The sequence below is a fragment of the Haemophilus sp. HMSC71H05 genome, assembly GCF_001838635.1.
Classification (GTDB): domain Bacteria; phylum Pseudomonadota; class Gammaproteobacteria; order Enterobacterales; family Pasteurellaceae; genus Haemophilus_D; species Haemophilus_D parainfluenzae_R.
Genome location: NZ_KV838033.1, coordinates 145,331 through 158,288 on the forward strand (window position 1 = coordinate 145,331; position 12,958 = coordinate 158,288).

Here is a 12,958-nt window from a genome sequence, read left to right on the forward strand (position 1 = left end):
AATTCTATTTTGCAAAAAATGCTTTTGCTGTTTTTACATCTTGTTCAATTTGAGCCTTCAACGCCTCAAAAGACGGAAACTTTATCTCATCCCGAATCTTATGGCAGAATTCCACCTCTACCATTTGTCCATAAATATTCTGAGAAAAATCAAATAAATGGACTTCTAATAATTGTATCGTACCGTTAATGGTTGGGCGTTTTCCCATGTTGGCGACGCCGTCAAAAATCTCACCCGATTTTAACCGCACTTTCACCGCATAAACCCCTTTTACAGGATTCACTTGACGATGTAAGCGAACATTCGCGGTAGGAAAACCAATGGTGCGGCCTAATTTATTGCCGTGGATCACTCGACCAAAAATACGATAAGGTTTACCGAGTAAATTTTGCGCATGCTGTAAATCATCTTTAGCCAGAGCTTCACGGATAGCCGTGCTACTGATACGTAACTCGTCTAAACAGAAGGTTCGGCTGTCTTCAACTTCAAAACCAAACTGCTTTCCGGCTTGTTGCAACATCGCAAAATTGCCTAAACGTTTCGCACCAAATTTGAAATCATCGCCAATGCTGAGAAACTTCACATTTAATTTGCGCACAAGCCAATCTTCAATAAATTGTTCTGCAGGAAGATCAGCAAAAGTGCGGTCAAATTTCGCGACGATCACCACATCCACCCCCGCCTGAGCTAAATAATGTAATTTATCTCTTAACCGCATTAAGCGCGCAGGGGCTTTGTCACCCATAAAATATTCGCGCGGTTGCGGCTCGAAAAGCATCACTGCCATGGGTAAATTCAGCGCATTCGCTTTCTGACGAAGATGACGCAAAATCGCCTGATGCCCCAAATGCACGCCATCAAAATTGCCAATGGTTAATGCGCACCCTGACAAATATGGCTGTGTATTATGAAGCCCACGAATTAATTGCATTACATCTTATCCAAAAAACAAAAAATAATCGGTGTATTATAGCGGTAACTTAATGTTTTGTCAGTAAATGGTGTTTACGAACACCCAATAGTACCAATGCACCTAAATAAACGACCGCAGCCAGTCCGATTAACCAAGCTAGCCAATAGACACGCATTAAAAATGTCATGGCTGCCCATTCTTCGATAGACGGGCAGTTATACCAAAGCAAGCCGCCCATGGCTAAGGCTGCACCTAAAACTTTCAGAAAAAAGACCGCACTTTTACGTGAAAAATGATACACATCCTCTTTCGCTAAACCACGATAAAGTAAATAAGCATTTAAGGTTGCTGACATGGCAGAAGCAATTGCTAAACCCACATAACTAAATGGAATCGCCAATACGTTAAAGCCCATATTGCTCACCATAGCGATGATCCCGATTTTCACGGGGGTTTTAGTATCTTGGCGTGCGTAATAGCCGTTAGCGAGGATCTTAATCAGCATAAAGCTAAGCAAACCGGCATTGAATGCCCATAAAGAATAAGAGGCGGCATGCACATCTGTTAAGGTAAAACTGCCACGCATAAACAATACCAGTAACATTGGTTGGGCTAACACGGCAATACCAATCGCAGCCGGCACGCCGAGTAATAAAATCATTCGTACGCCCCAGTCCATTGTGTTGCGAAAATCAACCGCACTTTGGGAAGAATTATCTTCTCGATTCACATGATGGCGAGCAAGCGTCGGTAAAATCACAGTGGAAATCGCAATACCAAATAGCCCAAGCGGAAACTCTAATAGACGATCAGAATAATAAAGCCAACTAATAGATCCCGTCATTAAGAAACTGGCAATGACCGTATCAAGCAACAAGTTGATTTGACTTACGGAAACTCCAAACAAGGCAGGAATCATTAATCGACGGATTTTCGCTACTCCTTCATCATGCCATGCCCATTTTGGTTTTACGAGCAAGCCTGCTTTCTTCAAGAAAGGGATTTGAAATAAAAATTGTAATAAACCGCCTAAGAAGATCCCGATAGCGAGAGCAAGATCAGGATTGTCTAATCTTGGTGCAAGGAAAAGTGCGGTTGCAATCATGGCAATATTTAACAAAACAGGCGAAAACGACATCACACCAAATTTGCCTATCGTATTTAAAATCGCGCCTGAAAGTGCCACAAAGGTGACAAACCATAAATAAGGAAAAGTAATTTTTAAGAGTAAAGAGGCTTGTTCAAATTTGTGTGCATCGGGTCCGTCATTTAGCCAATCGGTAAACCAGCCCATCCCGAAGATCGCCGCCACAACAGGTGATCCCACCATAGCAAGCAAGGTGACAATACTGACTAAACCGCCTAGCGTACCCGACACTTTCCCGATAAATTCTCGCGTTTTAGAAAGATCGCCCGATTTTTGATATTCGGCTAACACAGGGACAAAAGCCTGAGAAAATGCCCCTTCCGCAAATAAACGACGTAAAAAGTTTGGGATACGGTTAGCGAATAGAAACACGTCCGCCGCTGCACCAGCACCGATTAAATGGGCGATCACCACATCGCGGACTAAGCCTAACACACGGGACACTAATGTCATCCCACTCACGATAATGCCGGATTTTAAAAGTCGTTTACTCAAAATAGGGGTCTCTTCAAAAAAATTTGCCTTAATTGTATAGAATTTTTGTTTTTACGCTATATTCCAACGAAAAAAACTGATAAAATCCTGCCCACATCGTTTGTGTGAGCCAATAGAAAGCGCTTTTTTTAAATAACGATGCTTACTTTCGGTTGTGTCTCACCGAAATCAACACAAATTATTCATTGACAAAAGTATAAAAAATCGGCATATTCTACGCCCTTATTTTGTCATAATCATCTAACAGAAATTTTAGGAGTTTGACCTTGGCTAATATCAAGTCAGCAAAAAAACGCGCGGTTCAATCTGAAAAACGCCGCCAACACAACGCAAGCCAACGCTCTATGATGCGTACTTACATCAAAAAAGTATATGCTCAAGTAGCAGCAGGTGAAAAAGCAGCAGCTGAAGCAGCATTCGTTGAAATGCAAAAAGTTGTTGACCGTATGGCTTCTAAAGGCTTAATCCACGCTAACAAAGCAGCAAACCACAAAGCTAAATTAGCTGCTCAAATCAAAAAATTAGCGTAATTAAAGCATTAAAACAGCTTAAAAATAAAACCGCACTTTGGTGCGGTTTTTGTTTGCCGTAAACCGTCCTGCCACAAACGTCTGATAACAAGCTTGCATTCCCCCCCTTAACCTGTAAACTACCCCACAACTTAAAAATTAATCATAAAATAAACGATAAATGACCAAAAAATCTTTTAAAAAATCGGATCCGAATTATCAAAAAGAATTAGCAAAATATGGTAATCCGATCCCAAGCAGAGACTACATTCTGCAAATCATCCGTGAAAATAATGCCCCGATGAGTCGGGAAGAAATTCTGACCGCACTTTCAATTAAAAGTGATGAACAACAAGAAGCCATGCGCCGCCGATTGCGCGCCATGGAGAATGATGGACAATTAGTTTTCACTAAACGTAAACGCTATGCCTTGCCTGAAAAATTAGATTTATTCAAAGGCATGGTCATTGGCCATCGCGAAGGCTATGGCTTTTTACAAGTCGAAGGCAAAAAAGAGGATCTCTTTATTCCTAATCACCAAATGCAACGCGTAATGCATGGTGATTTTGTATTGGCGCAACCTGCAGGCTTGGATCGCCGAGGTCGTCGTGAAGTCCGTATTGTTCGTGTTCTTGAAAGTCGGAAAAAACAAATTGTCGGCCGTTTCTTCTTAGAAAATGGCTTTAGCTATGTGGTGCCTGATGACAGCCGTATCGGACGAGATATCTTAGTCCCTAATGAACACCGCAATGGGGCTCGAATGGGACAAGTTGTCGTGGTTGAATTGCAAGAACGATCTGCCTCCTTTACTCAACCGATTGGCATCATCACTGAAATTCTGGGTGACAATATGGCAAAAGGGATGGAGGTGGAGATCGCCCTTCGTAATCATGACATTCCTCACCAATTCCCAAGTGCGGTCGAAAAATACGTTAAAAAATTCACGGAAGAAGTGCCTGAAGAAGCGAAAAAAGGCCGTGTGGATTTACGCAATCTGCCACTGGTTACCATTGATGGCGAAGACGCACGTGATTTTGATGATGCAGTATATTGCGAAAAAAGTGGTAAAGGCTGGAAGCTTTGGGTGGCAATTGCCGATGTCAGCTACTATGTGCGTTTACGTTCTGCATTAGATACTGAAGCTTATAACCGAGGTAACTCCGTTTACTTCCCAAATCGTGTTGTGCCAATGCTGCCGGAGATTTTATCCAACGGATTGTGTTCACTGAATCCACAAGTTGATCGCTTGTGTATGGTGTGTGAAATGCACATTTCTGCAAAGGGTAAACTCACGGATTATCGTTTTTATGAAGCGGTAATGAATTCTCATGCACGTTTAACCTATACGAAAGTCGCGGCAATTTTAGACGGCGATGATGAGCTCCGCACGCGTTATCAAGGGCTTGTGCCACATTTAGAAGAATTGCATCATCTCTATCAAGCGTTACTCAATGCCCGTAAACAACGTGGTGCTATTGATTTTGAAACCATTGAAACCAAATTTATTTTCAATGCCATGGGACGAATTGATCGTATTGAACCGGTTGTTCGAAATGATGCTCACAAAATCATTGAAGAATGCATGATTCTTGCAAATATTGCAGCAGCAAACTTTATGGAAAAACATAAAGAGCCAGCACTCTATCGTATTCATGCCGCTCCGAGTGAAGAAAAACTGACGTCTTTCCGTGCATTCTTAAGTGAATGTGGTTTAAGCCTTGAAGGTGGCATGAAACCGACCACAAAAGATTATGCGAAATTGTTAGAGCAAGTGAAAGATCGTCCGGATCACGAACTCATTCAAACCATGTTACTTCGCTCATTAAGCCAAGCGGTTTATCATGCGGATAATATCGGCCACTTTGGTTTGGCGTTAGAGGAATATGCACACTTCACTTCCCCGATTCGTCGCTATCCGGATTTAACCCTTCATCGTGGAATTAAATATTTATTAGCAAAAGAAAAAGGCGCTAAACGTAAAACCACAGATACTGGCGGCTATCACTACTCCTTTGATGAAATGGATCTATTAGGCGATCACTGCTCGATGACCGAACGCCGTGCCGATGATGCCACTCGTGAAGTAGCTGATTGGCTGAAATGTGAATATATGCAAGATCACGTGGGAGCTGAGTTTAGCGGAGTGATCTCATCTGTAACGGGCTTTGGCTTATTCGTACGTTTAGATGATTTATTCATTGACGGCTTAGTCCATATTTCCACGTTAGATAACGACTACTATCAATTTGATGCGGCAAAACAACGTTTGATCGGTGAAAATAGTGGTACGATCTACCGCCTTGGCGATAAAGTAAAAATTCGCGTGGTCGCCGTTCATTTAGAACAAAAAATGGTAGATTTCAGTTTAGTCGAAAGTGCTAGAAAACCACGTCGAGTGGGAAAAACAGCGAAACAAAAAGCGAAAAAAGTCTTTAAAGAACTGCCACCTAAAGCGTCAAAAAAACGTAAAAGTGCGGTGAAAAATAAAGATGTTTCTAAGAAACCGACTAGAAAACGGAAGAAATAATATTTTTACTGAATATCCCCTTCCTCCTCTTTGCTAAAGAGGGAGGATAATGACAAAAAATAATAAACAAGAGAACCCTATGTCAGAAAATATCTATGGTATCCATGCTGTAAACAGCATTTTAGCAAATAGCCCTGAACGTTTAATTGAAGTTTTTGTGCTGAAAGGCCGTGAAGATAAACGCCTACAACCCTTACTCAATGAGCTCTATGGTTTAGGCATTGCGGTGCAATTTGTAAACCGCCAAACATTAGATAAAAAATCCAACGGTGAAGTGCATCAAGGTGTGATTGCGCGTGTGCAAGAAGCCAAAGAGCTGAATGAACACGATTTGGATGAACTTCTTACTCGTAAGCAAAATCCACTTTTATTAGTGCTTGATGGCGTGACGGATCCCCATAACCTGGGGGCCTGTTTACGTACTGCGGACGCAGCTGGTGTGAGTGCCGTTATCGTGCCAAAAGATAAATCTGCTCAACTCACTTCTATTGCACGTAAAGTGGCTTGCGGTGCTGCGGAGACTGTGCCATTAATTCGTGTGACTAACTTAGCGCGTACTTTAAGAGATCTACAACAAAATCATAATATTTGGGTAGTGGGTACAGCTGGTGAAGCAACAGAAACCATTTATCAAAGTAAACTTACTGGTTCTCTTGCTTTAGTGATGGGAGCCGAAGGTGAAGGCATGCGTCGCCTTACCCGTGAGCACTGCGATCAACTCATTAGTATTCCAATGGCGGGCTCAGTTTCATCCCTGAATGTTTCTGTTGCAACAGGTGTATGTTTATTTGAAATTGTGAGACAACGTCTAGCCGCCTAAAAACGCGTGAAAAAACGACCGCACTTGATATAAAAAAATGCCGACAAATCATTGTCGGCATTTTTGTTATTTGGAAATGGTTTTCCCTAATAGTATGGAGAGCAGTAAAGTACATAATGCAGGCACCAACCAAGCTAATCCTTGTGAGTAAAGCGGGAAATGAATCATGACTTGATGCAACCCTTCAGGCAAAACATCTAAGTTTTTCAAACTATCAACCAAACTAAAACAAACCGTTACAAAGATGGTTACGTAATAGCTCAATCGAATAGAAGGCAATTTATTACGCACAAGCTGTAAAACCACTAACATGATCGCCATTGGGTAAATCAACAACAAGGCTGGAATTGTCACTCGGAGTAATTTTGTTAAGCCATATTGTGAAATAATTGTCGTCATGGCGGTGAAGAAGACAATCCAAAATGGATAAGAAAAACGTGTCGAAAACTTGGAGAAATAATCACCACACGCACTGGTTACGCCCACTAATGTAGTTAAGCTTGCTAAAGTGATAATACCCGCCATAATCCAGGTTCCCGCCGTGCCAAATAAACTGTTCACATAACGAGAGAAAATTTGGCCGCCATTTGTTGCACCTTGTGCCACAGCATCAGAAGTCGCCCCTAAATAGAATAAGGCAAAATATAGACAAGCTAATAAAATGACAGAGACAAAACCCGCTGAAATCGTATATTGAACAATCTTTTGTGGATTGGTCACATTTTTTGCAGACAACGCCCGTGCAACAATGCCACCAAAGGCAATCGCAGCCAGTACATCCATCGTTTGATAACCACTAATTAATCCTGTAGTTAATGCTGAATTCTCGGCATACGCTTGCGACGGGGCAACAATGTCAGAAAGAGGTGAAACAAAAACCGTGATCCCAACAACGAGTAATAATACTAATAATGCCGGCGTCATCACTTCACCCACTGTTGAAATAATGGTACTTGGGCGAATCATGAATCCCATTGCGATAATATTAAAGATCACAGAGAAAATAAGACGTGTCGTCGCACTATCTTCAATGAGCCCCAATGGTAGCCATGCCATTTCATAAGCGACATTGGTAATTCGAGGCATTGCAAAGGTTGAACCGATGACTAAATAAAGAATGGTTAAAAAGGATACGCCTGCCCACTTGGGTAAGTCCTTAGTCAGTTCTTCGCCACGTCCTAACACTGACACAACAACCAATGTAATAAATGGCATGAGTACGCCTGTTATCACAAACCCTAGCGAAGCCGTTGCCCAATGGTTGCCTGCGGAGTACCCCTCCATCGGTGGGAAAATAATATTTCCCGCGCCTAAAAATAAAGCAAAAATCATCATACCTAATACGATGATATCTTTTTTTGAAAACATAAGTATTCTCGAATAAATAAATTTTAAGAATTTTACTATTAAATTGTTTTTTATTCCAAAAATGAAAATAAATTTTGTGAAATAGATCACGAAATCTATCACATTCCGATTAAATCACACATTATCCAATGCCTAGTTTCCCCAAATCAGTAAAATTATGATAGTATCCAGCCTTTATTATTACTTTTTTTAGGAGAGAATGAATGAATAAACTGAGTTTGATTCAACAAATTCAGCGTTTTTTCAAATTGGAATCAGCTGGCGGAATTTTATTACTTTTTTCAGCGGTAGTCGCAATGCTATTAGCCAATTCACCGCTCAATCAAAACTATAACGACTTTTTAAACTTACCAGTCAGCATTCAAGTAGGGACTTTTTCTATCGATAAAACCTTAATTCACTGGATCAACGATGGTTTTATGGCGGTATTCTTTGTTTTAGTTGGAATGGAAGTCAAAAGAGAATTATTTGAGGGTTCCCTTTCAAGCTATCAACAAGCGGTTTTCCCTGCTATTGCTGCCGTTGGCGGAATGGTTATTCCTGCTTTGGTTTATATTTTTATTGCACAACAAGATCCCACGTTAGCCGATGGCTGGGCAATCCCAATGGCGACAGACATTGCTTTTGCACTGGGCATCATGGCGTTATTAAGTAAACAAGTGCCACTCCCACTAAAAATCTTTTTACTTGCTTTAGCCATCATTGATGACTTAGGTGCAATTGTCGTGATTGCACTCTTCTTCTCCCATGGATTAAGTGTGCAAGCACTCGCCTTTGCAGCCATTGCAATTGCTGTACTTATCGCATTAAATCGCTTTAAAGTGACCGCACTTTGTGCCTATATGGTGGTAGGAACAATCTTGTGGGCTTCTGTATTAAAATCGGGCGTACATGCTACCCTTGCAGGCGTTATCATCGGGTTTTGTATTCCATTGAAAGGCAAAAATGGCGAAACACCGTTACATGACTTTGAACATATTCTTGCGCCTTGGTCATCCTTTGTTATCCTACCATTATTCGCTTTTGCCAATGCGGGGGTAAGTTTTGATGGTATCGACTCAAGCATGCTTTCATCACCATTATTATTTGCGATTTCTTTAGGCTTAATTATCGGAAAACCACTTGGTGTATTTGGTTTCAGCTATCTTTCCGTTAAACTAGGCATAGCAAAACTTCCGCAAGGCATCAACTTCAAACAAATTTTTGCCGTGGCGATTTTATGTGGTATCGGTTTCACCATGTCAATGTTCTTAGCCAGCCTTGCCTTCAATGCTGATGCCGGTGAAAACATTAACGCCCTTTCTCGATTAGGGATCTTATTAGGCTCCACTGTTTCAGCTATTGTGGGGTATATCGCGTTGAAAGTGACTACCGCGAAAAATAAAGGGTAATCAAAACGATGGAAAAACTAACCTGTTATGTTATTTATGCATCTGAAAAAATAGAGAGACTGAGTCATTTTTTACAATGCGCCTCTGACTCTCATGTTGTTCCTATTTCTGCAGTAACTAAAGAACAGGTTAGCTTACTCGGTAATTCTTCAGCCTTATTTAATTTACAAAGAGCAGAAGAACTACTTGAGCGCACTCCCAATGACAAAGAAATCGCACAAACGCTATCTCATATTCAATGCTGGAAAGCGATTGCTGAAAATGAACTGCTACAAAACAATGATTTTGTTTTAATTGCTGAAAGTGAAATTCAGCCTGTTGAAAACTTCATTCAGCATGCTATCAATTATGCTAATAAATACTCTTCTTACGGAATTATCAAATTACAGCGCGATGGTAAAACTCCTGCTTGTGAACGCCTATACCAAGCTAGTGATGAGCCTGATGCATTAATCTATGGTGATACAAATCAGTACAACTATGGTTGTTCGCTTTATCTCATCCGCAAAGATGTCGCAAAAAAATTAACCGCACTTTTAAGTGAAACGAAACCCTACTGGCTTGCTGATCAATTTACTGCATTCCATGAACCTCAAAATATTGCTCAAGCACGTTATCTATTGGGGGAAAATCCAAGCCAAAAACAACAAGATAAAGTTGAAAATCCACTATTTAGTATCATTGTACCAATCTATAATGTTGAACGTTACCTCGAACAATGTATTGAATCTGTCTTAGCGCAAGATTATCAGAATTATGAACTTATTTTAGTTGATGATGGTTCGCCTGATAATTCCATCGATATCTGCACTAAATATGCAAAACAATATTCTAATATTGTTTTTATCCATAAAATTAACGGTGGAGTATCCGACGCAAGAAATGCAGGCATTCAAATTGCTCGAGGAGAGTATTTAATGTTTTTAGATAGTGATGATTATTGGGAAGGAACAACTATTCTCTCTGATTTACAAAAGATAATTACTGAAAATAATCCCGATACTATCTTCAATTATATGAGCAGTGTCTATCCTGAAAAAATTGTGAACCATTACATCAACCGAGATAAGCTAATAGGTTCTTTTAGGGAAGACTTTCAAGGTCTTTATCAAGATGGAATTTATCTTGGATTCCCCTTTACAAAAACAATAAAAAGAGAATTAATTTTAAAAAACCACCTCTTTTTTATAAAAGGGCGATCTTTTGAAGATGTTGCATGGAGTTTTTTTCTTACTAAATATATTAGTAGTTATGCGATTTATAAAAACTGCTTTTATATGTATAGAAGAGAAAGAAAAGGTTCAATTAGTTCTGTTGCGACCTCTAAAAATCAAGTAAGTCTATTTCAAAATCTATCTGATGTAATAACTGAAATAGAAAATATGAAACTTAACAATAAGTTGCTGCCTGGATTTAAAAAATATGTAGATGATATTTATGGGTATGTAATGACATGCTATGAACTGCTACCAGAGAATGAAAAAGTAGATTTTCTTAATTTGAAAGAAAAATACGAAAAAGAATTTAATGCTTTGTGGTAAATATTATAGATAAACACACTATTAATACTAATCAAGATTTATAAGTTGAATAAGAAATCCCTTAGCGCTCACTGAGGGATTTTCACAAGTCTTATTCAGAAAACAACCGCTTGATCTCTTTCTCATACAAATAAATATTCACAGGATTAGTTGGTAATTGCGAATCTAGATATTCATTTGCTCTTTTCACATATTCTTCATGATGCTTATCATGGTTATCAATCACATCAAGTAATACTTTTGCACCTTCAAACGCATCGAACTGATCGTAATAATACCCTACACCTTTCGGAATCAGTTTTGAATTATGAATAAATGGATAACCACCATACAAAGCATCATTGTAAGCATAATTCAAACCATTTTCCCATTGATGACTTAGCACAATATCTACATAGCGAGTAAGAAAATCAGGCATTTGATAACGCCCTTCTACCGTCATCACCCCATTTTTAACAAGATTAGTTCGACCTATGAAATTGAAAAAGGTTGGATTATCTTTTTTATCGTAGGTGTTGCACATATAGACGTTTTTAATTTTCTCAGGCGCTTCACGATAGGCTTGTTCAGCAATTAACACTGGTGTAAAACACGTTTTTACAATGTTAATATTGGCTTCAAAAGAAGCTATACGCTTAGCTTTTTTCTCAGTATCTGGTTTATACCCAAAACTAAGATTATGCTTCTCTTTGATTCGCTTAATTACTTGATCACAGAATACTGGCGACCAAATTGCTGGTACAACATAAGCAGGGCAGCGATACATAATAGAAAAATAAGATTTGCAGGTGTTCTCATGCTGTGGAATCATCCATACAGAATCAAATAACGTACCATTAAACACTCTTCCTGCTTTCTTATCAAAAAGGAAATTTTCCATATCCATAATAAAGTCATTACCCATTTTATAGCAAACAACTTTACCACCATGTTGATGCATTCGAGTAACTTGATGAGGTTCAATCACCAATGTTCCCTCAATCAATACGTCTAATTGATCAATTACATCCTCAATATAAGCGTATTTCAAATTTAATCCATCAAGCATAAACCCTTCTGGAGGAGTAGTGCGTTTCTCTGGCCCCCAAGAGACCAAAACTACATCTTCTACAATGTCAGAGTGTTGAAACAAATGATAAAGGTGAATCACATTTTGGTTCGCACCATTTGCCCAAATATCTGTCACTTTTGCTTCTAAATTAAAAGTAATCCCAATTTTATATTTACGCATGCTTTCTTCCTTCTTCTATTACTTAAATTATCTAAAAGTGCGGTCAAAAATAAAACTGTTTTTTAAATAACTTAAATAATAAAAATCACTCGGATATTCCTACCCGAGTGATTTATCTAGTTTAGTGAGTGACTACCATTGATAACCTACACCGGCACCAACATTGTAATCACCTTGAGTGGTTGCAGCCCCGCTCACTTTGAAGATAACTTTATTGTTATCGCTCGCACGAGAGTAACCTACTGCAACGGCACTTTCGCCTTTGTAGTTACCAACACCAAGGCCAACCATTGAACCACCTGCTTTCGTTACTTGTGGGATATTAGCTGCGGCTGTTGCACCAGCAATACCACCACGAAGTTTCTTATCAGTTTTTCTCAAGTCACTACGTACGGAACCAATTTTGCTATCAACATATTGTTTATTAGCCGCATCAGTACCACGAATAGGATCTGCAACATTTGTGATTCGACGTTCATTACCGACTGAACCAACTGAAACAGTATTTGCTTCATTTGCTACAGAGCCTTGACCTAGAGCTACTGAGTTAGCTGCAGTTGCTTTCGCACCTTGACCCACAGCGGTTGAGTTTTTACCTGAAGCTTGTGAGTTATTGCCTAATGCAGTGCCATTTTCGCCACTTGCATTTGAACCATAACCAACCGCAGTTGCATCTTTACCTTTCGCTTTCGCACTATCACGTTTGCTGGTGTTATCCGCTGCAAATGCTGTTTTACCATCTTTACTGATCAAGCCTGAATCTTCAATACGTTTTGCTGTGCTTTCAGCTGCTGAAGCTGAAGAACTTGCTGCTGTCGCAGAAGAATCTGCCGCTGAAGCTGAAGAGCTTGCTGCGGTTGCAGAGCTATCTGCTGCTGAAGCTGAAGAGCTTGCTGCGGTTGCAGAAGAATCTGCCGCTGATGCTGATGAACTTGCTGCTGTCGCTGAGCTGTCCGCTGCTGATGCTGATGAGCTTGCTGCGGTTGCAGAAGAATCTGCCGCTGACGCTGATGAAC

Annotated in this window: 10 protein-coding genes; 5 read left to right on the plus strand and 5 right to left on the minus strand. The window is 39.9% G+C overall.

Annotation, left to right across the window (positions count from 1 at the left end; genetic code table 11):
* Positions 1-4 precede the first annotated feature (4 nt).
* Complete coding sequence (gene ribF / locus HMPREF3279_RS05720) at positions 5-931, minus strand: bifunctional riboflavin kinase/FAD synthetase (protein ID WP_005630983.1); 927 nt, start codon at positions 929-931, stop codon at positions 5-7.
* A 49-nt stretch (positions 932-980) separates the two neighbouring features.
* The gene (murJ, locus tag HMPREF3279_RS05725; RefSeq protein WP_070868345.1) at positions 981-2,555 is read right to left on the minus strand and encodes a murein biosynthesis integral membrane protein MurJ; all 1,575 of its coding nucleotides are present in this window, start codon (positions 2,553-2,555) and stop codon (positions 981-983) included.
* A 266-nt stretch (positions 2,556-2,821) separates the two neighbouring features.
* On the opposite strand from murJ, the gene rpsT reads away from it, so the two are divergent.
* The 3 genes from rpsT (at position 2,822) to rlmB (ending at position 6,411) form a co-directional block, all read left to right on the plus strand.
* Entirely contained in the window at positions 2,822-3,085 is a 264-nt protein-coding gene (gene rpsT, locus HMPREF3279_RS05730; RefSeq protein WP_005695217.1) for a 30S ribosomal protein S20, read from the plus strand.
* 160 nt (positions 3,086-3,245) lie between these two features.
* Complete coding sequence (rnr, locus tag HMPREF3279_RS05735) at positions 3,246-5,591, plus strand: ribonuclease R (protein WP_070868346.1); 2,346 nt, start codon at positions 3,246-3,248, stop codon at positions 5,589-5,591.
* 79 nt (positions 5,592-5,670) lie between these two features.
* Positions 5,671-6,411, plus strand: a complete 741-nt coding sequence (gene rlmB, locus HMPREF3279_RS05740) for a 23S rRNA (guanosine(2251)-2'-O)-methyltransferase RlmB (protein WP_070868361.1) — start codon at positions 5,671-5,673, stop codon at positions 6,409-6,411.
* Between the two features lie 66 nt (positions 6,412-6,477).
* Here rlmB and brnQ read toward each other — a convergent pair whose 3' ends face one another.
* Positions 6,478-7,779: a branched-chain amino acid transport system II carrier protein gene (gene brnQ / locus HMPREF3279_RS05745; protein ID WP_070868347.1), complete on the minus strand. Its 1,302-nt coding sequence runs from the start codon at positions 7,777-7,779 to the stop codon at positions 6,478-6,480.
* A 203-nt stretch (positions 7,780-7,982) separates the two neighbouring features.
* On the opposite strand from brnQ, the gene nhaA reads away from it, so the two are divergent.
* Positions 7,983-9,170 carry a Na+/H+ antiporter NhaA gene (gene nhaA / locus HMPREF3279_RS05750; RefSeq protein ID WP_070868348.1) on the plus strand — a complete coding sequence of 396 codons (1,188 nt, stop codon included), beginning with the start codon at positions 7,983-7,985 and terminating at the stop codon, positions 9,168-9,170.
* An 8-nt stretch (positions 9,171-9,178) separates the two neighbouring features.
* Entirely contained in the window at positions 9,179-10,711 is a 1,533-nt protein-coding gene (locus HMPREF3279_RS05755; RefSeq protein ID WP_070868349.1) for a glycosyltransferase, read from the plus strand.
* A gap of 91 nt (positions 10,712-10,802) precedes the next feature.
* Here the strand turns inward: HMPREF3279_RS05755 and HMPREF3279_RS05760 are convergent, their stop codons facing one another.
* Positions 10,803-11,942 (minus strand): DUF2827 family protein, encoded by a 1,140-nt coding sequence (locus tag HMPREF3279_RS05760; RefSeq protein ID WP_070868350.1) that lies wholly within the window; start codon positions 11,940-11,942, stop codon positions 10,803-10,805.
* A gap of 132 nt (positions 11,943-12,074) precedes the next feature.
* On the minus strand, positions 12,075-12,958 hold an 884-nt coding region (locus tag HMPREF3279_RS05765), incomplete at its 5' end, for a YadA family autotransporter adhesin (protein WP_257283471.1).

Bases quoted from the DNA above. Each gene is read 5' to 3' on its own strand.
- ribF (WP_005630983.1), bottom strand. From the start codon at position 931: ATGCAATTAATTCGTGGGCTTCATAATACACAGCCATATTTGTCAGGG.
- rnr (WP_070868346.1), top strand. From the start codon at position 3,246: ATGACCAAAAAATCTTTTAAAAAATCGGATCCGAATTATCAAAAAGAA.
- rlmB (WP_070868361.1), top strand. From the start codon at position 5,671: ATGTCAGAAAATATCTATGGTATCCATGCTGTAAACAGCATTTTAGCA.
- brnQ (WP_070868347.1), bottom strand. From the start codon at position 7,779: ATGTTTTCAAAAAAAGATATCATCGTATTAGGTATGATGATTTTTGCT.
- nhaA (WP_070868348.1), top strand. From the start codon at position 7,983: ATGAATAAACTGAGTTTGATTCAACAAATTCAGCGTTTTTTCAAATTG.
- HMPREF3279_RS05755 (WP_070868349.1), top strand. From the start codon at position 9,179: ATGGAAAAACTAACCTGTTATGTTATTTATGCATCTGAAAAAATAGAG.
- HMPREF3279_RS05760 (WP_070868350.1), bottom strand. From the start codon at position 11,942: ATGCGTAAATATAAAATTGGGATTACTTTTAATTTAGAAGCAAAAGTG.